The organism is Rhizobium sp. AP16, from assembly GCF_000281735.1.
Taxonomy (GTDB): domain Bacteria; phylum Pseudomonadota; class Alphaproteobacteria; order Rhizobiales; family Rhizobiaceae; genus Rhizobium; species Rhizobium rhizogenes.
Map to the genome: position 1 here is coordinate 643,409 of NZ_AJVM01000001.1, position 20,336 is coordinate 663,744.

Sequence of the window (20,336 nt, forward strand, 5' to 3'; positions counted from 1 at the left end):
GCAGCTCAGGCGTCGGCGGGCACGGGTGCGGTCAGAATCAGAGCATCCAGCGCCACCGCACCTTCGCCATCAGGATAGATCACGACCGGGTTGAGGTCTATTTCCCGGATCGTCGGCTCTGCAAGCAGCAGCCGGCCGAGCGTGGCGATGATCCGGGCGGCGGCACCAACGTCAAGCGGCGGTGAGCCACGGAAACCGCGCAGCAAAGGGGCATTTTTCAGCCGATATAGCTCGCCGATGATGGCGTCATCGGGCAGGTCGGGTGTCAGAATGCGGACATCCCTAAGGATCTCCGCCGTAACGCCGCCGAAACCTGCCAGGATCACAGGCCCCCAGTCCGGATCGTTGCGCGCGCCGATGATCAGCTCGATGCCGCGTTTGCCCATGGCTTCGATCAGTACGCCGTCCAGGATCAGGCTTGGGCGATGGTGCGCGATATCGGCATGTAGCTTGCCCCAGCCCTCTTCGAGGCTGGCTGCGTCCGTCAATCCAATGACGACGCCACCCGCATCGCTCTTGTGGCTGAGATCGGGCGATTGCGCCTTCAGCACGACCGGATAGCCGATCGCCACCGCCGCCGCGAGGGCTTGCTCAAGGGTCGTTGCCAGGCGTCCTTCCGCAAAGGGAATCCCAAGCGGCGCCAGGATTTGCTTGGCGCGGTATTCGGGGACGACACCTCGCTGCGAGGGGAGACCAGCAATCGCGACCGGCGGCGCGGTGGACACAGTTACCTCGCGCGCCGCGAATTCATCGATGCGCTTCAGCGCCCGGAAGGCGCGTTCGGTCGAAGGGAAATAGACGATACCGAGCGCGCGCAACTGCGCGATATAGTCCACCGGGATAGGGGCGCCCTCATCGAGCCCGGCAAAGATCAGCGGCTTTTCCGGCTTGTGCTCGCGCGCGGCTTTCAGGATCGGCGGCAGCTTGATACCTGACGTCACGGGGTCGGTCTGGATGATGCAGGCGACAATGCTGGCAAAACGGGCATCGTCGAAGAGGGCGGTGAGCGTCCTTTCATAAAGGTCCGGCTCGACAAGGCCCTGTGCCGTCAGATCCAGCGGATTGCTGACGCCGACGAAGGGCGGCAGGACAGCGCGCAATGCCGGCGCGGTCTCATCGTCTATCGAGGGAAGATCGAGCCCTAGCTCCTCGCAGAGGTCGAGCGTCAGCGCCTTGAACGCGCCGGACTCGCCAAGCACGGCGGGGCCTCCGGCGGGAAGCATCGGGCAGCGCAGGGCGATCTCGGCGATGTCGCCGAGTTCCTCGAGCGTTTCGGCCAAAATGATGCCGGCACGCGCGACTTTGGCGCGCATGACCTGATAGTCGCCGGCCATGGCGCCGGTGTGGGTCGCGGCAGATTCACGCGCCGCACTGCTCCGGCCGGGATGAAGAAGGACGATCCGCTTTCCCTTCGCATATGCTTTACGCGCCGCAGCAAGGAAGCGCGCGGGCTTGCGGAACTGTTCGACGATCATGGCGATGACACGTGTGGAGGCGTCCTCTACCAGAAATTCCACATAGTCCTCGACGCCGCTTGCGGCTTCGTTGCCGGTCGAAATCGAGTAGGATAGGCCCAGATCGCGGCTGGCGAAAGTCACGCCGAGGACGGCAGCCATGGCGCCGCTCTGCGACACGATCGCAATGCCCGGCCGGCCGCCGAGTTCCTCTGCAACAGTTTCGATGAAGGTCAGCGGGATGCGGTCGACATGATTGACCATCCCAAGGCAATTCGGCCCCTCGATCACCATGCCCACCTCGGCCGCTATGCGGGCGATCTCGCGCTGATCGGCCAACCCTTCTTCGCCGCCCTCGGCAAAGCCCGCCGAAAAGATGATGGTTGCGCCAACGCGGCGGCGGGCAAGTGCTTCGATGGAGCCAAGCACGGCTGCGCGCGGAACGGCAAGAACAGCCGCATCCACCCCGTCCGGCAGGTCCTCGATCGAGGCGAGGCAGGGCCGGTTGCCTATCTCGGTCCGTTTGGGGTTTATAAGATGAATGACGCCGGCATAACCGCTGCGGTCAAGATTGGAGAGTACCGAAGCCCCAAGTGAGCCGGGCTTGTCGGAGGCGCCGACGATCGCCACCGATCTCGGACGCAACAGCCGCTCCATCGAACCGCCGGGGAGAGTTGATGGAAGCCGGCTAATGATCTCGACCGTCATGATGGGGCGCTCCTCAGGCCTGATGCTTGGACTTGTCGTAGGCACCAAGACCGGGCTTGTAGGTCTTGTCGTCGATGAACTGCTTGATGCCCTCCTTGCGCCCCTCGTTGTCGTAGCTGTTGGCGGCTTCCTGGGCGCGGACCAGGTAGTCCTCGGCATTGTCGTAGGTCATCTCACGCACATGGCGGATCGCATCCTTGGTGGCTTTTACGGCCACCGGGTTCTTTTGCAGCAGAATGTTGGCGACATCGGTCACGCGCGCCTTCAACTGCGCAAGCGGCAGGGACTCGTTGACGAAACCCCATTCGGCGGCTTTCCTGCCGTCGATGTTCTCGCCCGTCAGCGCATGGTACATGGCATTGCGGAAGGATGTGAGTTCGGTTGCCACCTTGGCGGCGCCACCGCCGGGCAGGATGCCCCAGTTGATCTCGCTCAGCCCGAACTTGGCTTCATCGGCGGCAAAGGCGAGGTCGCAGGCGAAAAGAGGTCCGTAGCCGCCGCCAAAGCACCAGCCGTTCACCATGGCAATCGTCGGCTTCTGATACCAACGCAGCCGGCGCCACCAGCCATAGCTCTCACGCTGTGCCTTTCGCGTACCCTGCAGACCGTGGGCCTCGGTCTCGCGGAAATACTCCTTGAGATCCATGCCGGCGGACCAGGCCGTCCCCTCGCCGGACAGCACCAGCACGCCGACGTCGGTCCGAAACTCGAGCTCGTCGAGAACCTCCATCATGCGCCGATTGAGCGTGGGGCTCATGGCGTTGCGTTTTTCCGGACGATTGAAGCTGACCCAGGCTATGCCGGCTTCAACGACAAAAGCCACGGTGTCTTTTTCGGAAAGTTCTGTTGTCATGATGGTGTCCTTTTTGCCGTTCGGGCCTGCACATCAAAAGGGAGCCGGCCGCAAAGTCGTGACCTGCATGGAATACGATAAGCCTCACCAGGGGCCGGGTGGGCCGCAGTGCAATCGAGATGAGACGCCCCAGCTCAGTCGACGCGAATATGCGACTGTCAATGAGCCGGGAGAGCTGTTGCTTCGCAGATCAATTGATCGCGGTGTGCCTGTCGATATTGTTCAAACGGGATTCCTCCAATACCGGCATATAACCTCCGCGCCGGTATGTTATGTCTCATAGCACTATTTGATTGTTATGCGCAATAGCATTATAGGCGGATTATGGATATCGACGCCCGCACATCGAAACTGACCGATCCGCTTGAGACCCTGCTCGGCTATCAGCTGAGGAGGGCATCCAACGTGATGATGGCCGACTTGGGCTCAAGGCTTCAGGCCATAGAACTCAGGCCGGTCGAAGCATCCATTCTGACGCTGATCGACGCCAATCCCGGCTGTACCCAGAGCAATCTCGGACGTAGCCTGGGCATCCAGCGTGCTAACATGGTTCCCCTGATGGTCGCGCTAACCAAGGCCGGGCTCGTCGATCGGGCTCCCGTCGGCGGTCGATCGCAGGCTCTTCGTCTGACGAGGAACGGCATGGAGAGGCTGGAGATGGTGTGCGCCATCATCGAGGCACATGAGGCACGGTTTCGGCGTCTTTTCGCACCGGAGTTGCGAGAGGCGGCGTTGGAGGTACTACGAAGCATCCGACAAGAGGGTGAAGGAGCCTCGCGCCAGGATGACCCGGAGCTCTCGACTGGCGCTTGATCGGCTGAAACGATACGAAGCCGGCCTTCGGAGCGCTGCTTGAGTTGCGCATCCTTCGGGAAATGCGTGGATTATTTTAACGCGGCGAGGTCAGGGCGGTAGCCTGTATCGATGACGATCCGTCCGCCACCGTGAGGTGACATGTGAAAGTGGTCCAGTTTTTCTGTTAGTTTTTGGCGGATTTTCCTGCCCTGCGAATGGAGAGTTTGTCATGAATGAGCACGTTATGCAGGAGGGGACATGCACGGGAATCGCGACCTCCTGCAAAATACAGCCCTCTGATTGGGTCGCAGCCTTTAAACGCGCATCATTTCTCTGCCGGCTAGCTCGGCTCCGAGTAAAATAATGATATCGTTGAAGTCAGCAATAGTGGGCAAAAATCACGGCAGGTGAGGCAAGGGCATGACCGACAGGCTAAAAGGCAAGATTGCAATCGTTTCCGGTGGAGCGACGGGCATGGGAGGGGCAGCCTCCCGACTGTTCGCGCAGGAGGGTGCGAAGGTCGCAATCATTGACCGGAACGGCGGCGCAGCTGCGCAAACAGTCAAGGACATTCGCGGTGCCGGAGGTGTAGCTGAGCGCTGGGTGGCCGATGTTTCCGACGAGGCGGCAGTTACCGACGCGGTGAAAGGAGCAGAAGATGCATTCGGTCCGATCACTGTGCTGTTCAACCATGCGGGAACGATTGTCATCAAGCCGTTCCTGGAAACGACGGTTCAGGAGTGGGATTGGCTGCATGCCGTCAATGTCCGCTCCATGTTCCTGATGACGCGGGCAGTGCTGCCGGGAATGATCGCCGCCGGCGGCGGCTCGATCGTTTGCACATCGTCGATTTCTGCTGTGGCCGCAACGCCGATGGAAGTCTTGTATGATACCACGAAAGGTGCTGTCCATATGTTCGCTCGCGCAATCGGCGTCGAGTTCCGCGACCGCAACATCCGCTGTAATGCCGTGTGCCCGGGATTCATCAGAACGCCGCACGGTTTGCGGGAGGTTTCCGAGCTGCAAGCTTTAGGCGTCGACGTATCTGAGGCCGCCATCGCTGCCCAGCAAGGCCGCATCGGCGAACCCGAGGATGTAGCCCAGGCCGCGCTCTATCTCGCAAGCGATGAATCCCGCTTCGTAAACGGCGCCCACCTCTTCGTCGACAACGGCTTCACCGCGATTTGATGACCAATCGTGCTCTAGGGTGTCGCAGCCAAGCTGACGTGATTTCATATTTCACGTGAGTTTTAGTTCCATAAATCGGCATTATGCCATGAAGCCTGTCTTTTCATATGCTTAAGCTATTTCATCAACCCGTCGCCGGTTCGACTCCCATCAAGAGCAGCCATTTAGAGATTGGCTTTTTACACCATCGAGAGCGTGCCATTGCGTGATGTGCGGAAAAATGAACCTACCCGAAGCTGCATAGCCATGTCCAAAGCGGTCGAGTTTAACAAACTTTGCCAAACTCAGCTAACTGGGATGCTACATGGAGGCTTGAATTGCTACGATGAACGTGTCTTTGCCGGACCAATGAAAGATTGAGGCGAGGCGCAAACCAGGACCTGGCGATACTCCAACGCCAGTGACTATGCGCGCGACCTGATTCGAAGGGGCCAAGTGCGCAGTGATAAGATTGCCGCCATGCAACGCTTCGTCGATGACGGTCTCAAAAGTGGTGCTGGCAGCCGGTAGAAGGACGAACTTTTTGCCGCGGCAGGCGCACGCGGGGAAATGACGCGCGGCGGCAGGTAATGCGTTTTAGCCTTTTGTCGAAGCGGAAGAGGACATTATTGCGATTGCCGAACAAGGCATCCGCATGTTCGGATCCGCACATGCTAGGCGATATCATGACGAACTGTTCGTGGTGCTTGACCTGATTGCAGCTAATCCACAAATGGCGCGTGAGCGAGAAGAGATTTCGCCGCCGGTCGGAAACCATGCGTTCAAAGTCCATCTCGTTGTCTATCGGATCGAAGAAGACGGAGCCAATTTCGTGATCCGAATAGGTCATGGACATGAAGACTGGGCGAGCGATTCTGTTTAGGCCTCGCCGATTGAGCGAGTAAGCACAGTTGTATTGGTGCGAAGGGCATGTGCAAATCTGGTTGTACTTTCAGGCCTCACATTTTGGTCGCCGCTCTATTAACATAATGGCTTCCATGAAACACATCGGTCTCCTTAGCTTGCCGATGGCATCTTCGGGCCTAGCTTCCTGTTCGGCCGAAGTAAAGCATCGTTAGGCAAGTGCGAGGCGTGTCAGTTCTCCAGGAAAATCATTATAAAATTCTCGAAGGTTACTTCTGTTTTGAAGAAATTCTCGAGAAATAGCAATTATATGATCTATTAGTTGATGTATTTGTGGAAAAGTAATTGATTTAAATCAACAAGTTTGCGTTATTGTTGATGTAAACATGGTTGTTGCCAAAATAGCCGGGGATTCTATGACAGGCCCTGCAAATTTAATCGCTGATCAACTGGCGTCCTGCTTGCTCGGGAACCCGTCGACTGTTGTCGATTGGGAGCCGGTACTGATGCTCGCAAATGATAGTTTCCTCACTCCTGCAATGTGGTCATCCATATCAGAACGAGGACAGCTGGGCTTGCTGCCAGAAGAAGTGGCTTCGTTCCTTTGCTTCATTCATCGATGCAATGTTGAGCGAAATGAAAGGCTCCGCGCGCAATTGGAGGAAGTGGTTGCGGCGATGAATGCGGCAGGAATAACACCGACGCTCACCAAGGGGGCTGCGCTACTGGCGCTAGCGAAAACAGAGCGGCCAACGGCTCGTATCATGCGGGATCTCGATCTCGTGGTGGGAGATGATGAAAGGCAAACCGCGGAGAAGTGTTTGGTTCAACTGGGATATGCGCCAATTGAAGCTTTCGGTTGGGGACGATCCAAAGACGTTGGCGCTGTCGACTTGCACTATCCACCCGGCCGCTACCCCCGATACTGGCCTTCCGACGCGACACTCGGACGGCACAGGCGGGAGATCGATGTCGGTCGTGGAAGAGCACACATACTTTCAGCCACTCTTCAGGCACAGCACTGGATTGTCCACGACATGTTGAAGGATGGACATCTCTGGCGTTTTCACATCGATCTGCGAAACCTCTTCGAACTGTACCTGCTTTCGAAAGCACAGGATAAGATCGATTGGACAGAAATGGATATCCTGCTTTCAGATCCCTTAGGTCGCGCAATGCTGAATGCGCAGATATTGGCGCTCAACGCTGTTTTTGGGGCCAACATCGTTGAAGCCCGGACAATCCCTTCATGGCTTGGTGTGCACCATCGTTTACGGCGCAACGAATACCATCCTCAGGTGGGAAGTGTGATCCGGTCTTTTGGACGTATCGCTTGGGGTATTCGTGTTGCGCAGATCCATTGGCGATTTCGCGGCCCTTGGCATGAATTGCCTGCGCGTATTATTCGCAAGGGGCAGAAAGTCATTGCGGCGCAAGTATCACAAGAAATTTAAAGCCCTCTTATGGTCTCGACGGCATCGTCCAGACGGGAGAATTCCATTTCAAATGCCTGCGATGTGTTGACCAATTCACGCAGTGCACCGAATGCGGCATCGGTCAATCGATGACCAGGCGCGGCCGCTTCCGCAAGCAGTCTTTGAAACGCAGCCAACGGATGTATCCTCGATAGCGAACACTGGCGCCCCGGATTTTGTCGAATAAAGATAATTGTCCTGGTCTTCATCGACCAATTATCATCGCTCTCGACTTCGCCAGGAAGAAATTTGACGATCTTCCCGTCTGGGCGAATGTGAACGGGAAGCGAGGCAAGCTGCGGGCAAAAGTCCTGCAAAAGCAGCCAGCTTCCATCCTTTACAGCGACTGGAAACGGGATGCCACGAAGCCGATTTGTCTCATCGATAATGACAATATCGTCCCCGAGGATCGCGCATTCTTCTTCCGCGGCCAAAGCGAGGGCGAGCGTTGTTTTTCCCGCGCCGGAGGCGCCGGCGATCAGCAGTTGCGAGTCTCCGAAACGCAGGAGGGCGGCGTGCAACGCAAGCATGAAGTCTGTTTGCAGCAATGCGTCCGTCAGAAATGCCTTTACCGCGGGCACTATTTCCGCCTGAGCAAATATGCCCCGATATTCGTCATCCGCCATAAGTTCGTATCGATAAGAATTGACCTTAATGGTGAGGTAATGATGTCCCCACTGTGACTTCAGCGGTACGACGAGGCCTCGAAAAAGCTCTTTCAATTCCCCGGATAAGACTTTCGGGCACTCGATCAACCATCTGGTTCCATTCAAATGGAGGGCAAAGACTGAAGTTGAACTGGCGCACGTATCGAGGATACCTAACTCGATATATCGATCGAGTAAATTTCCAGCATCTTCGCTTGTCAGCCCGAACTCGGATGAAAATTTGGTCAGCAAATGCCTGCGGCTCATGCCTGCAGTGCTGTTGAAGACACGTTGCCATGCCCAAGCTGCGAGCTTGTCTATTTCATAGAGATGCTGCTCCCGGCTGTTGAATAATGCAAAAGCATCACCCAATTGCGTAATCGAAATCCTCCGGCCGGGCAGCAGCATTATATTCATAGGCGGGTCTATCAGCGATTCACGTCTTCCTTACCGGAGTGACCTGGCACGCCATCTCCGCCGCCGTTGCCAAACCCATTGTTGCCATTACCTGACTTGGCGATGGCCCCTGAAGTCATTGTAGTGGAGAGCAGGAAGGTCAAAACGGGCGGTGCCAAAGCGGCGTACTTTCCGCAACCTTCGACGAATTCGCGCCGGCTTGGGCCAACTTTTTCTCTTTGATCTTCTCTGTCCATGAAAACCTCCCCAAAACACGCGGGATGAAAGTATTTTCATCCCGTCTGAGCATAAATTATTCCTTGCAGGCAGTTTAATAAACAAGACTTACCACAATAAGTATACTGACACAGTATGTATTTTCGTGCAATATCGCAATAAACATGTCCATAACAGATTTAAAATATTAAACAATCGGCTTATTATGATTATAATTTCAGATATATTCTGAAATGGAACGTAATTATGCTCCATAATGTCTTGTTGAAAGCCAAGATCATTATTTGAATGCAGATTCATGGCCAAATATTCCGAAGAATAATTAGTTATACAGACAGTCGCAGCGCATCCCTGGCATCTGGTGAGCTATGGATGAGCAGACCTAGCTTTGTGAAACAACTGACCACTTAGCGAATGGCGAAGGATCTTAGATCAGCAATTGCGAAAATGGACGCGGCTGCAAGTTTCCGGATGCACGGCTAACGACTCGCCACGCGTAAGCCCTTAAAAAAGAAGCACAATAGCAGAGCGGTCGACATGGACCGATTATATCACGAACGTGCAATGCGGCCCGATAGGGCGTTCTTTAAGGGGGACATAGCAAGATGGTATCTACCCGTTCGACAATACAGATCAGCAAGCCTCAACATTCTGCCAATGACGCGTATCGCGCAGTTGAGCGCGAGGAAGTGCTTGCTGTGGCTTTTCGAGATTTTGTGCATGCAACGCTTGTTGCAGGTTGGAAGGAGCCCGAGGTCGCGTTGACTTTGGCCGACATTGCCGACGACTACGTGATGGCTCTCGCCGGAAGGGTTACAGAAATCTAGTGATGCGTGAGCGTCCGCGCGCCAGAGTGGTGAGCGCAAGCGGGTGCCGGTAACTCTTCGGCCAAGCCGCCGGCGGCGCCACCCAACAAGAAGGTGGCTCGCCGGCGGCATGACTTTTATCGGATAGCGGCCAGGTTCGTCGCAAGGCCTTGTTCCATCCAGGATTGCCGTACGAAGAAGGACAATACGATGAAGATCAGACAACATCTCTGGTTTCGACGCGATATGGAATCTGCGATCGAACTCTACACGTCGTTAATCCCCGACTCCTCGATTGGCTGGATTTCGAACATTTCTGCCGACAACCCGAATGGGCCGGCCGGCTGCGTAAAAGTAGCAGGAATCACCCTTTGCAATCATTCTTACATGGCATTCGAAGCGGGGCCACTCGCACCGTTCGATCATGACTCCTCAATAACCGTCTTGTGTGAGACGCAGGCGGAGATTGAGAGCCTGTATGATACGTTGAAGGAGGGTGCCTCGACGGAGCAGGGCGGCATTTTGCAAGACCGCTGGGGCTTGCGCTGGAAAATCCTGCCTAGGCAGCTCGGCGACCGTGTAACGGCACCAGCCAAGACTGAGCATGTGGGCGAGGACCAACTCCATAAGGCGAAGTTCGATATCGCTGAGTTGGAAGCGACGGCAAAAGGCTGAACGCCGCTTACGCGTGCGCGACGCACCTCACGTCAGTCGCAGATCCAGGCTCGGGTGCAATTTCTTCAGATTCGGCAGTGATTTCATCTGCCAGGGGACCTGCGAGGAGCCGCGCACCGTCAGATGGAGATGCGGATGCTTGCGCGCCTCGATCGTGAGCTTGGCAAGCAGATTGATACCGGACGAATTCAAGAATTGCAGGCCGGTCAGATCGAAAACAGCCTTGCCACTCTTATCTTCAAGCGCTTTCATAGCCAGATTGTAAATCGGCGCATAGGCGTCAGGCCCCGCCAATCGCATGGTTCCGTCAAAATAAACGGCAGTGCCTTCGGACCAAACGCGGAACGCTTCTTCTCTGATTTCCATGGCATTTCTCCCGCGGGTTCAGGACAGCGCAATTGCCATCGCAGCGTAAGTCTCAAGTTTCGTTCGTTTATGCGGACCGTCATCCTCGAAGCGCCAGGCGAGATGCGCTTGGTAGTCGCTCATGAGGGTCAATAACCCCAAACCAGACGTGTTGCCGCTTGCAGCAACACTTGCTTCGATCTGCTGAATGAGGAGTTCGCCCGGATCTCCTGTCGTCACACCCGACAGGAAGCGTTGAAACCTCACTGCCGTTTCCTCATCGACAAAGTTCGATACTCGCATTCTAAAGCTGTCGGTTTCCACCAGTGCCTCGATGACGATGTCGCCTTGCGTGCGAAACTTAATAGCATTCTCGATTAGCTCGTTCGTCAGATAGCCAATATCATGCCTGACTACTTTATATCGCTGTATCGAAAGTCGACAGCTAAGTGCGATCATCTCCGCAATGAAATCTGATGTTATGGCAGAATGCTTCCAGGCAAGATGGAGCGGCCCGTCGAGGAGACGAAGCCGTAGCGCGTGGCTCGTGTCGAATGAGACAAGATGCTCTCTGCCGTAAAGTACAGTTGTCATGCTCTCACCTGTGCCTCATCACGACGAGCGTAATGTCATCGTGTATTTTTTGTGTCCCGATATAGCCCATCAGATGATCGAGAATCCCTTTCAGCACTTCTTCCGAGGTTCCGCCGTGCAGGCGTCGCGCATCTTCGCAAAGCCGTTCGAAACCAAATAACTCGCCGCTGGGATTTTCTGCCTCGGTGACACCGTCGGTGTGCAGAACGATCATATCACCCTTCTGAAAGGATATTTCCCGGGTCTCAATGAATGGTGATATATCGGGCTCAAGACCGACTGGAAGGCCGAGATCGCCAGTATCGATACGCTCTAGCTCGCCGTTTCGGCGAACGACGATCATGTCCTCATGCTGGCCCGATACCGTTAAGCGTTCGCCATCGTAATCGAGAAAGGACAATGTCAGATGTTTATCGGTCTCGGTCCGCTCGATGTTCTTGAAAATCGCGCGGTTAAGGTCGGTCAGGAATTTCGCAGGGGTCATCTCGCCGGTCTCTTGCAGGGCACGGGCGATTGACTGTACCATGAGCATGAGCACGCCGCTCTCCAGCCCGTGGCCTGTCACATCTCCAATACCTATCTTCAGATTGTTCCCGTTCTGCAAAACATCGTAGTAGTCTCCGCCGACCTCATCGGCGGGGCGCATATAGGCGGCAATCTCCAAATGCTCGATTGCCATAAGCTCTTTAGCGCGCGGAAGGACCATGAGCTGTATTTGCCGCGCTACGTCCAATTCGGCACCAAGACGCGAGTTTTCGCTCTTCAGCTGACCATTGAGGACGGAGATCTCTTCCTTGGCCGCTTCGATCTCCGTGGTGCGCTCTACGACCAGTTTCTCGAGATTTTCAGTGTGGAAGCTGATCTCTTCCGCCATGCGGTTAAATGCGAAGCCCGCTTCAGCGACTTCATCCTTGGTTGGAATATCGACCCTTACAGAGTAATCCTTTGCCTGTATTCGTTTTGCGGCATCTGCCAATGCGCTGATGCCGCTCGTGATGCGCTTCGAGGCGGCAAACACAGCAGCCGTGACGATCATCAGTGACACGAGAACCGCGAGGATCTGATAGAGCAAGATGCGGTTGGTAGCGCGCGATATCTGGTCTTTGGCGGCGATCAGCGATGCATAGATCTCGCGCTCCGGCACGACGATGCCGAGTGACATGACCTCGCGCTGGACAGGGCCATTGACCCAGAGATTGGTCGGACGCAACTGTTTCACCACAACAAGGTAGGGAACATCTTCACCTTGCTCGTTAAGCGAAATGTGTTGGATGGCGCCATCGGCGTCGAGCGGCAAGGTCGAAATGGCCTTTTGCGTGCTGTTACGCAGAGAGCGGTCAAGACCGGTCACGCCCTTGTTGGCTAAATCACTCGCTGAGCGAAGGCCGATGATCTTTTCACCAACGGGATTGATGGCAACAACGTTTCCATTCGACATGGTCAAAAAACCGAAGCCGCTTTGGGCGACTTTCACGTTCTCAACGATCTCGGCGAGCTGATTAAGGGTAATATCAGCCCCCGCCGCGCCTGCCACGTTATGTCGATCGGCTGTCCAAAGTGGATGGAAGAAACTGACGATCTGTTTTCCTGTGATCGCGTCGGTATAGGGAGCGGTCTGTGTGATATCGTCGGCAACCGGTCGGGACGTGGGATTCGAGGCCCATTGCTGCCAGGATTCGTAGAGGCCGGGAAAGAAGAAATTCCAGAAGTCCGCGCTGTTGTGGCCGGGATAGAGCCGATCGAATGTTTGCGCCTGCGCCGTGTATGGCGCAGTTCTGAAAACCGGGCGCTCTTTCGGGCCGATATAGTACATCTGCAGCTTCGATGCGCCGTTATTGAGGAGAGACGGGGCAACAAGATCAAGCACGGCGCTCGTATCGATATCCGCCTGGACTTGCGGCAAGGGATGGTGGTCCTTGTCCAGCAAATAGCCCCACACGCTGACGACTGAAGGGGATCCGGGAAGATTTTGCGCCCACTGGCCGGTCGTGTCGTACGTTACGGTCACGGCGCCCGGGGAGGCCTTTGCCATAGCCGCACCTATGTCATTGTTCCGGGTCGGTTGATCGATCTGCCCCTGAAGCACACCTGTCAGTGCCTTCACGTCGGAGTGGACTTGATCGAGCAACAGAGCGACCTGGGAGGCGGTAGAGTTCGTGTAGGAGCGAATGTAGTCTTGGCTCGCTTTTTCGAGGCCTTCGCCGACCTCAGCGGTGGCATTGCGAGAAAGCCGCTGAACGTTCCAAAGCGCCAGCCCCCCGCTGACAAGCAGGTCGAAGAGGACTGCCCCCCCGACCACGATCAGAAACTTGGCCCGAAACGAGCGCAGGCCGAGCCTTTGTTCTGTGATGGGCGACCACATCATAGCGGCTTCTGCCCTGATGCTGCCCAAATGGGCCAGCCGGCATAACCTCTTGGATGAAGAGCGGCGAAAATATGATCTGCGAAGCCTTGTTTGAAACGCTTGATGAACGCGGGTGAATCGCCCCGTTTGACCGCCATTTCGTCGGCGTAGACGTTTTGCCACGCCGCAATGATGTCAGCAAATTCCTGAGGGTCGCCATCGAGATTGGTCACCATGAAACTTTCCAATTTGACGGCCGTGAAGCCGGCATCCAGCAACATGCGACGGCCCTTTGGGCCCATTTCGACGTCCATGTCGAAATATTCGAAGAGCTTCGCGACCTCGTTGTACGTCCACTGAATGGTGTCTGCTCGTGGTTCGCCGAGACAATGAGAATTCTTCTCATTGGTAATGTAGACCCTGCCGCCCGGTTTGCATATCCGATAGAGCTCTCGTAGCAACACATCCGGACGGTCGAAGATTTGCAGCGAGTGACGGCACGTCACAAAATCGAATTGATTGCTTTCGAACAGCATCTGCGATGCGTCGCCATAGGTGTATTCGATGTCTTGCACATCGAAATCTTCTGCCACCGTGCGTGCATAGTCGAGACTCAACATTGAATGGTCGAGGGCAACGATTCTCGATGGCCGGAATTCCTTTCTTAACAGCATCGCGAAATCGCCTATGCCGCAGCAAATATCGGCAATGATCATGCCTTCACGAAGCCCGTGACGCGGTAGGATCTCTCGCTCATGTCGCCAGGTCATCTTGGTTTGCGTCCTGAGGATCGGGATGAAGCTCTGGTTCTCAACGAATGTCTGACCGGGATAAAAAGCCGAGTCGTAGATCTCGACTGCAATATTCGGTGAAAGGTCGCTTAAGTGGTGAAACAACCGCGATGCCCATGCAACGACGCTTGAGGCGATCACCACAAGCTTAAGCTCCGGCCGCGAGCGGGAGGCATCGACCAATACGTGCGTTAAAGCGCGAAAAGCCGTATTGTTCATATGGGTCACACGCTTGAGATTGATGTAGAAAACGCCCTTGACGGTCTCGATTCCGTTTCTCAGCAATGCGAGATCGTCGGCAAGCTCGGCCACGGAGTGTGGTCTGAGCACCCCCGCGAAAGAGAACTCCTGATTGTTGATGTCGAACCGTGCCGTGAAGCCGGCGGAAATATCCTGGCTCAATTAAGTAGCCTCTCGAGCGGCAGATCGACAATAAAGGTCAGGGCGCTGGCGCCCAGATCCCTGGCTTTTATGTCTGCATCGTAATTAACCGCCAGGCCGAACAAGATCGCTCGATCGGCGGGCGCTGCATCATTGGCAATGACATCGAGATAGCTTGCAAGCGCCTGCTCGCCTTGTAGTTCCTGAACGATTTCATGGTAGAATCGGCGCTTCTCGGGCGAACACGGAAAAGTCAGCTCTATGCGCTCCGTTTCGCGGTAGCGATAGAACCGGTAAACGAATTCGCCATCGTCCTCATTCGAATGAAACGACATTTCCAAAAGCTCGTTGAGAGCCGATGAAAGCAGATTTGCGTGTCGGATGGGATCGCGGCGGTCATGGCTGACCATTCGGGCGACATAATTGGAGCATTGATCGCAATGCAACCAGTCCGCGGTAAAGGCGGCCATATTCATTTTCAGATCGAGGAGTGGCTCGAACCCAATATCCGTTGGCGTCTCTTTTATGTTCAATCGAGATCTCCTTGAGGAAATGGCCTTGCAAACGGTCAGGGTCCAGCGCGAACCCCGTCGAAGGAAACAGTTGGGTGTGTGCGGCTCCTTTGCGCTATGAAGTCGGCCAATCGGTCAGCGCCCATCGGTGGGCTGAGGAAATAGCCTTGCAAACGGTCGCAGCCCTCGCTCTGGAGCCAGGTAGCTTGTTGCGCTGTCTCCACGCCCTCGGCCGTGACGCGCATATCCAGGCCGTGCGCCAAGGCAATGATGGAGCGGACAATGGTTTGGCTTTTGCTATCCCTCAGGAGATCCTTTATAAAATACTTGTCGATCTTGATGTTATCGAACGGAAAATTCTTGAGGTAGCTCAAGGACGAATACTCGGTCCCAAAATCATCAAGTGAAATCTGGATGCCGAGCACGTTGAGCGTGTTCAGCGTATCGAGATTGTTGATGGTGCGTTCCAGCAAGACGCTTTCGGTGATCTCAAGTTCCAGACGTTCGGAGGGGAACCCGACAACATCGAGCGTTTGCGCGACGCGGTCGGTAAAGCCCGGCGTCAGAAACTCGGCTGGCGACAGATTGACGGCTACGGTGTAGTGCTCCGGCCATGTAAGCGCTTCGCGGCACGCTTGCTCAAGTATCCATTGGCCGATCTCGCTCATCAAACCGTCGGCCTCTGCCATCGGGATAAAGGCTATTGGCGGAATGATCCCCAAACTGGGATGTCGCCAGCGCAATAGTGCCTCAAAGCCGACGACCGTAAACGGCGGCTCCACCAATGGCTGATACTCGAGGAAGAATTCATCGCGCTGGAGCGCCACACGCAAACTGCGTCGCAACAGTTCCCTTTGCTCCAACACCACAAGCATGCCTGGGTCGAACGTTCGTGCCCGTCGGCGCCCCTCCTTCTTGGCGGCATAGAGGGCGACGTCGGCAGCTTTCATCAACTGCTCCCCCTCATTACCGTCACGAGGTGCAATTGCTACCCCGATGCTTGCGCCGACGAACAGCGAGATGCCGTCAACGACGAACGGCTTCTTGAATTCGGCAACCAATGCCTCTGCCAGTCTTTCGGCCTCCGTTGGCTGCTGCGCGGCGACCTGGATGATGGCGAACTCATCGCCGGCGAGACGGTATGCCACTTCATCGTGAGCAAGGGTTCGGCTTATCCTTTCGGCAGCAAGCCGAAGCACGATGTCACCGGCACCATGCCCCATGGTATCGTTGACGGGTTTGAAGTCGTCCAGATCGATCTGCATCAGCGCGAGACCTGCTTTGTCACCGGTCGGGAGAAGCCTATCCAGCTCCTGGCTAAATTGGCGGCGATTGGGCAACCCAGTTAGAACGTCATGCGTGGCCTGATGGAGGAGCCGTGCCCGCTCCTGGTCTTCGGGTAATGTCGCTCTGTTGGTGCCGCTGCTGTCGATTTCGATAACAGCAAGACCGTCTCGAGTATGGAATAGCAGCAAATCTTGGCCTGCGGACATCGAGGGGTTGAGCCGTACACGTCGCGAATGCCCGGTATCGACCACGAACTGAACCAAGTCCGCGAATGCGGGATTTGCCAAAGAGGGATAGATCTCCCACAACGTCATGGCCGCCAGGGAAGCAGGGCCTGCCCGGTCCTTGAGCTCCTCCGAGCAGTCAATAAGCTTGAAATCCAGGCCCCAGAGCGAGAACAGCGCCTCAGGACGATCGTCAAATTCAGACTTTTGTGGAACCAGCAGCGGCCAATTCGCACGGTTTTCGGGCATGGGGCTAGTCTCCTCCCAACCTCAGCAGCCTATGTCGTATCAGAGCCTACGCGTCTTGTTGCAATCACAGCGAACGCGCCATTGCGCGTTTATTACTTTACACATGAGCGGCGCCTCATTCTCAATCAATATATTACAGGATGTTTGATTAGAAAATAGCCAATAAATGCGGCCACATATACTGCCAAAGGATCGTTGCTCCGGAAGACGGACTGAGCATCATCATCGAAATATCCCTCAACGGTCCACTGCGACTTTTCAGACCCGGCCGGAACGGCGCTCTAATCTATAAAGTCTATAGTCTATGAAGGTGGGAGGGCGGCAACCTGTTGCTGCCTTGGCCTCTGTCAGGAAAGGCAAGCATTTTGTTCAAGAGGGGCTGGCATTTGCGGACGTCGCTGGATTTCGGCGGGACCACATGAGGCTTGCCAAGCTTGTCTTCCTTGGTGTCTCCGAGATCGGTCCGCCCCGCACACCAAAGCCTATCTGGGCGGCATATCTCGTTCAACGTGTCAGTGTGTTCTGACATTGAAATGCAGCAAGATCCTGGATGTGCTGGAAGATGCCACAATCTCGGGAGGAAATTGCCTGGACATTAACCAGCAGCAGGGAGATACTTGAACTCTAGCCCGCTGTTAGCCGGAGTCGAAATGCCACTAACGCGGCGAGCGTATTTGAGGGCCGGGCTCTGGAGAGGCCACATTGTCGGACTTTCGGCGCGAAGAACGAGCCGCAGCCAACGCTATCAAAGCCAAAGATGGCATGCGAAGCGAGGAAACCGCACCGCCGCATGGTGAGCGCCGTCGTTTCCCACGGCAGGCAGCAGCAACTGAAGAAGGGCAACCGGCTTCGTCGGCACTGAAGCCATTGCTGTTTTCCACGCGAGATCTGGCGCCGATAGATCAATTTTCTGCTTGGCAGGCCTATGTGGCCCCCCTGACGGACATTCAGCGTCCGGATGTTTCCTCCCAGGATACGGAGTTCGTTGCCGATCACGCATCGTGGAATCTCGGAGGAATGCTGGTCGTCCAACAAAATGCACCTCCCCATAGCTACCTGCGCTCGCAGGCGAAGGTGAGATCGGATCTCATCGACCATTGGCATGTCTCGATATTGCGCAACGGCCATATGTGGACTGAAGTCGATGGGCATGTCTCGGAGGGTGAGCCGGGAAATGTAGAGTTGCGATCCCTGGGGCACCCTTTTCGGGGTCGATCAACCCAGTCGCGGAGCCTGTCGCTTTATTTGCCTCGCGAACTATTTTTTGACATTCCTGGCTCCACGGAGATCAAGAACAACACCGCATTGTCCGGCACCTACACCAAATTGCTGATAGAATATCTGGACAGTCTCGAGGAAAACCTTTCACGCTTTGCCGCAAAGGATCTTCCCCATGTGGTACAGACGACGCGCGATATGATTTTGACCTGTGTTTCGTCGTCGGCCGTTGATGCGACTGTCTCGGAGCAGCACAGCAACTGGGCTTTGATGGAACGCATGCGGCGTCTCGTGCAGCGCAATTTGATGTCGCCCGATCTCACGACGGAGTGGCTATGTCGGGAACTCGGCGTTTCGCGCACCCGCCTCTACCAACTGCTCGAGCCGGATGGCGGAATTCATCACTACATTCAGCGGCGCCGTCTTCTGTCTGCTCATGCGGCCCTCAGCGACATCACCAATCGGCAGCAAATCGGCGATATTGCCTTTGCCGTCGGGTTTTCGTCTGCCGCCCACTTCAGCCGGGCCTTCAGCAAAGAATTTGGCTACAGTCCTCGTGAGGCACGGAACCTGACTGTTCCGCCTTATCTTGGGCATGTAGCTGCACCGACGTCTGAGATCGAAGATGATCACTCCTTCGACAAGTGGCTGAGAATGCTCGGCCATAGCCGCTAACCCGGGTTAGTCGACATCGGGCGGACTCTGGCATCGACAATGTTGCAGTTCAAGCCGCGCCCACGCATGCGTTCAGCGGCTTGATCGGTGGGTTAATTTCCTCCTCACAAAGCGTCCGAGCACAATTGGCAACATTCGTTGTCGATTGCCGCTGCAGCGATTTTGATCCGCCAGGACTCCCGCGCCGTCAATGCCATCAGAATAACAGTAGCCGGGCTCCTAGTTCTCAACGCACCCGGCCAACAAAGGAGATCAATTTTCAGCGCGGTATCCGCCCAAGGGGAGATTAACTACAAAGTTTTTCCCGATAACTACATAAATCACACGGATAATATTCGACTATCTCCTGTATTTGTTTGTTTTAACTATGCCAATTTGAGAAAAATAATATGGACGAAATGTAAAGTTTTTGAATTCCCGGATAACGACAGTTAGAAGAAATATATTTAAGTTATAATTAGCGATACAAAAATTGATTAACTATCGCTGACGCCAGAAGGTGAGAAGTTAAAAGTTCTTTTTGCCTGAATATGTTGAGCGTAAAACAAAATAGTGGGGAGAGTTTTATGAGCATGACCTTCAGATCTTCACATCTATCTCTGATGCATACCGCAAGACGCGTAATTCTTGTTGCCGGAGGCGCAGGATTTCTCGGATCGCATCTTTGTGAGCGTCTGTTACTTGAAGGTCACGAAGTGATCTGTGTGGACGATTTCTCGACGGGGCGGATGGAGAATATGCGGCATCTGCTGCGCTTCGATACTTTCAGTTTTATCCGCCATGATATTATCGGGTCGATCGATCTGCCCGTTGACGAGATTTACAATCTAGCTTGCCCGGCTTCACCGCAGCATTATCAGGCAGACCCGATCCATACCTTGAAAACATGCGTATTCGGATCGTTAAACCTTCTAGAGCTGGCCGCCCATCATCAGGCAAGGATATTCCAGGCTTCCACTTCGGAAATCTATGGAGATCCCCAGGTCCATCCGCAGCCTGAAGGCTATTGGGGCCATGTTAATTCCTTCGGTCCGCGCTCCTGCTATGATGAAGGCAAGCGTTCTGCCGAGACGCTTTTCTACGATTTCCATAAGAAATATGGCGTCGATATCAGAATTGCGCGCATCTTCAATACTTACGGGCCGCGCATGCGTCCTGACGATGGCCGCGTCGTTTCCAATTTCATCGTCCAAGCGCTCAAGGGGCAGGATATCACCATCTACGGCGATGGATCGCAGACGCGCTCCTTCTGTTATGTCGATGATCTGATCGAGGGTTTCACTCGACTGATGCGCAGCCAGCCGGCAATTCACACGCCGGTCAACCTTGGCAATCCGACCGAGTTTAGTATCCGCAATCTCGCGGAACAGGTCGTCGCGATGACGGGATCACCATCGAAAATTGTCTATCAGCCACTGCCGGTCGATGATCCTCGCCAGCGCCGACCCGATATTACGGTCGCAAAACGGGAATTGAAGTGGGAGCCGTCTGTCGCATTGGCGGACGGTCTGAAGTCGACGGTTTCCTATTTCGAACGTCAACTCGTTCGCCCCAATGGCGAGCTTGTCGAGGTGGCGTGATGTCCATGCGAAACATACTCGTCGTAGGTGGTGCCGGCTTCATCGGCAGGCACCCCCCC

At 55.3% G+C, this 20,336-nt stretch carries 18 protein-coding genes and 1 pseudogene; 9 read left to right on the forward strand and 10 right to left on the reverse strand.

Annotated features, from left to right (window positions below):
- Positions 1 to 5: 5 nt before the first annotated feature.
- Both PMI03_RS02905 and PMI03_RS02910 read right to left on the reverse strand, forming a co-directional pair.
- Entirely contained in the window at positions 6 to 2,162 is a 2,157-nt protein-coding gene (locus PMI03_RS02905; protein ID WP_007689682.1) for an acetate--CoA ligase family protein, read from the reverse strand.
- Between the two features lie 13 nt (positions 2,163 to 2,175).
- The gene (locus PMI03_RS02910; protein ID WP_007689684.1) at positions 2,176 to 3,015 is read right to left on the reverse strand and encodes a p-hydroxycinnamoyl CoA hydratase/lyase; all 840 of its coding nucleotides are present in this window, start codon (positions 3,013 to 3,015) and stop codon (positions 2,176 to 2,178) included.
- A gap of 324 nt (positions 3,016 to 3,339) precedes the next feature.
- Between PMI03_RS02910 and PMI03_RS02915 the strand changes: the two genes are divergently transcribed.
- From PMI03_RS02915 to PMI03_RS02930, 5 genes and pseudogenes are all read left to right on the forward strand, one after another.
- On the forward strand, positions 3,340 to 3,828 hold the full coding sequence (locus tag PMI03_RS02915) for a MarR family winged helix-turn-helix transcriptional regulator (protein WP_007689687.1): 489 nt from the start codon (positions 3,340 to 3,342) through the stop codon (positions 3,826 to 3,828).
- A 402-nt stretch (positions 3,829 to 4,230) separates the two neighbouring features.
- A complete protein-coding gene (locus PMI03_RS02920; RefSeq protein WP_007689690.1) occupies positions 4,231 to 4,998 on the forward strand; it encodes an SDR family NAD(P)-dependent oxidoreductase in 768 nt (255 codons plus the stop codon).
- 316 nt (positions 4,999 to 5,314) lie between these two features.
- A pseudogene (locus PMI03_RS30860) lies at positions 5,315 to 5,508 on the forward strand (type II toxin-antitoxin system ParD family antitoxin).
- Between the two features lie 94 nt (positions 5,509 to 5,602).
- Complete coding sequence (locus PMI03_RS30865) at positions 5,603 to 5,860, forward strand: type II toxin-antitoxin system RelE/ParE family toxin (protein WP_309547432.1); 258 nt, start codon at positions 5,603 to 5,605, stop codon at positions 5,858 to 5,860.
- Between the two features lie 367 nt (positions 5,861 to 6,227).
- On the forward strand, positions 6,228 to 7,295 hold the full coding sequence (locus PMI03_RS02930; protein ID WP_309574309.1) for a nucleotidyltransferase family protein: 1,068 nt from the start codon (positions 6,228 to 6,230) through the stop codon (positions 7,293 to 7,295).
- On the opposite strand, the gene PMI03_RS02935 is transcribed toward PMI03_RS02930, so the two are convergent.
- Together PMI03_RS02935 and PMI03_RS30870 are read right to left on the reverse strand one after the other, a co-directional pair.
- Complete coding sequence (locus tag PMI03_RS02935; RefSeq protein WP_246964590.1) at positions 7,292 to 8,380, reverse strand: transporter; 1,089 nt, start codon at positions 8,378 to 8,380, stop codon at positions 7,292 to 7,294. The genes PMI03_RS02930 and PMI03_RS02935 overlap by 4 nt on opposite strands.
- Positions 8,381 to 8,391: 11 nt before the next feature.
- Entirely contained in the window at positions 8,392 to 8,616 is a 225-nt protein-coding gene (locus PMI03_RS30870) for a hypothetical protein (protein WP_007689697.1), read from the reverse strand.
- A 585-nt stretch (positions 8,617 to 9,201) separates the two neighbouring features.
- Here PMI03_RS30870 and PMI03_RS02940 point away from each other — a divergent pair.
- Together PMI03_RS02940 and PMI03_RS02945 are read left to right on the forward strand one after the other, a co-directional pair.
- Positions 9,202 to 9,423, forward strand: a complete 222-nt coding sequence (locus PMI03_RS02940) for a hypothetical protein (protein ID WP_007689698.1) — start codon at positions 9,202 to 9,204, stop codon at positions 9,421 to 9,423.
- A 189-nt stretch (positions 9,424 to 9,612) separates the two neighbouring features.
- Entirely contained in the window at positions 9,613 to 10,077 is a 465-nt protein-coding gene (locus PMI03_RS02945; protein WP_007689699.1) for a VOC family protein, read from the forward strand.
- Between the two features lie 27 nt (positions 10,078 to 10,104).
- On the opposite strand, the gene PMI03_RS02950 is transcribed toward PMI03_RS02945, so the two are convergent.
- The 6 genes from PMI03_RS02950 to PMI03_RS02975 are packed head-to-tail and all read right to left on the reverse strand — an operon-like array spanning position 10,105 to position 16,804.
- Positions 10,105 to 10,443, reverse strand: a complete 339-nt coding sequence (locus PMI03_RS02950; RefSeq protein WP_007689700.1) for a slr1659 superfamily regulator — start codon at positions 10,441 to 10,443, stop codon at positions 10,105 to 10,107.
- A gap of 18 nt (positions 10,444 to 10,461) precedes the next feature.
- Positions 10,462 to 11,016, reverse strand: a complete 555-nt coding sequence (locus tag PMI03_RS02955; RefSeq protein ID WP_007689701.1) for a slr1658 superfamily regulator — start codon at positions 11,014 to 11,016, stop codon at positions 10,462 to 10,464.
- A 4-nt stretch (positions 11,017 to 11,020) separates the two neighbouring features.
- Entirely contained in the window at positions 11,021 to 13,381 is a 2,361-nt protein-coding gene (locus PMI03_RS02960; protein ID WP_007689702.1) for a SpoIIE family protein phosphatase, read from the reverse strand.
- Complete coding sequence (locus PMI03_RS02965) at positions 13,378 to 14,553, reverse strand: class I SAM-dependent methyltransferase (protein WP_007689703.1); 1,176 nt, start codon at positions 14,551 to 14,553, stop codon at positions 13,378 to 13,380. Before PMI03_RS02965 ends, PMI03_RS02960 begins: the two co-directional genes overlap by 4 nt.
- Positions 14,550 to 15,065, reverse strand: a complete 516-nt coding sequence (locus PMI03_RS02970; RefSeq protein ID WP_007689704.1) for a hypothetical protein — start codon at positions 15,063 to 15,065, stop codon at positions 14,550 to 14,552. The genes PMI03_RS02965 and PMI03_RS02970 overlap by 4 nt, the downstream gene beginning before the upstream one ends.
- 35 nt (positions 15,066 to 15,100) lie before the next feature.
- Positions 15,101 to 16,804 carry a bifunctional diguanylate cyclase/phosphodiesterase gene (locus tag PMI03_RS02975; protein ID WP_007689706.1) on the reverse strand — a complete coding sequence of 568 codons (1,704 nt, stop codon included), beginning with the start codon at positions 16,802 to 16,804 and terminating at the stop codon, positions 15,101 to 15,103.
- A gap of 762 nt (positions 16,805 to 17,566) precedes the next feature.
- On the opposite strand from PMI03_RS02975, the gene PMI03_RS02985 reads away from it, so the two are divergent.
- Positions 17,567 to 18,697: a helix-turn-helix domain-containing protein gene (locus tag PMI03_RS02985; protein WP_039973606.1), complete on the forward strand. Its 1,131-nt coding sequence runs from the start codon at positions 17,567 to 17,569 to the stop codon at positions 18,695 to 18,697.
- 566 nt (positions 18,698 to 19,263) lie between these two features.
- Entirely contained in the window at positions 19,264 to 20,277 is a 1,014-nt protein-coding gene (locus PMI03_RS02990; protein WP_007689710.1) for a UDP-glucuronic acid decarboxylase family protein, read from the forward strand.
- The last annotated feature ends 59 nt before the right edge of the window (positions 20,278 to 20,336 follow it).

What these genes read in the sequence shown, in the direction of transcription:
- PMI03_RS02940 (WP_007689698.1), top strand. Translation starts at nt 9,202, where the DNA reads ATGGTATCTACCCGTTCGACAATACAGATCAGCAAGCCTCAACATTCT.
- PMI03_RS02950 (WP_007689700.1), bottom strand. Translation starts at nt 10,443, where the DNA reads ATGGAAATCAGAGAAGAAGCGTTCCGCGTTTGGTCCGAAGGCACTGCC.
- PMI03_RS02915 (WP_007689687.1), top strand. Translation starts at nt 3,340, where the DNA reads ATGGATATCGACGCCCGCACATCGAAACTGACCGATCCGCTTGAGACC.
- PMI03_RS30870 (WP_007689697.1), bottom strand. Translation starts at nt 8,616, where the DNA reads ATGGACAGAGAAGATCAAAGAGAAAAAGTTGGCCCAAGCCGGCGCGAA.
- PMI03_RS02955 (WP_007689701.1), bottom strand. Translation starts at nt 11,016, where the DNA reads ATGACAACTGTACTTTACGGCAGAGAGCATCTTGTCTCATTCGACACG.
- PMI03_RS02930 (WP_309574309.1), top strand. Translation starts at nt 6,228, where the DNA reads ATGGTTGTTGCCAAAATAGCCGGGGATTCTATGACAGGCCCTGCAAAT.
- PMI03_RS02945 (WP_007689699.1), top strand. Translation starts at nt 9,613, where the DNA reads ATGAAGATCAGACAACATCTCTGGTTTCGACGCGATATGGAATCTGCG.
- PMI03_RS02910 (WP_007689684.1), bottom strand. Translation starts at nt 3,015, where the DNA reads ATGACAACAGAACTTTCCGAAAAAGACACCGTGGCTTTTGTCGTTGAA.
- PMI03_RS02975 (WP_007689706.1), bottom strand. Translation starts at nt 16,804, where the DNA reads ATGCCCGAAAACCGTGCGAATTGGCCGCTGCTGGTTCCACAAAAGTCT.
- PMI03_RS02905 (WP_007689682.1), bottom strand. Translation starts at nt 2,162, where the DNA reads ATGACGGTCGAGATCATTAGCCGGCTTCCATCAACTCTCCCCGGCGGT.
- PMI03_RS02985 (WP_039973606.1), top strand. Translation starts at nt 17,567, where the DNA reads ATGCGAAGCGAGGAAACCGCACCGCCGCATGGTGAGCGCCGTCGTTTC.
- PMI03_RS02920 (WP_007689690.1), top strand. Translation starts at nt 4,231, where the DNA reads ATGACCGACAGGCTAAAAGGCAAGATTGCAATCGTTTCCGGTGGAGCG.
- PMI03_RS02990 (WP_007689710.1), top strand. Translation starts at nt 19,264, where the DNA reads ATGAGCATGACCTTCAGATCTTCACATCTATCTCTGATGCATACCGCA.
- PMI03_RS02935 (WP_246964590.1), bottom strand. Translation starts at nt 8,380, where the DNA reads ATGAATATAATGCTGCTGCCCGGCCGGAGGATTTCGATTACGCAATTG.
- PMI03_RS02960 (WP_007689702.1), bottom strand. Translation starts at nt 13,381, where the DNA reads ATGATGTGGTCGCCCATCACAGAACAAAGGCTCGGCCTGCGCTCGTTT.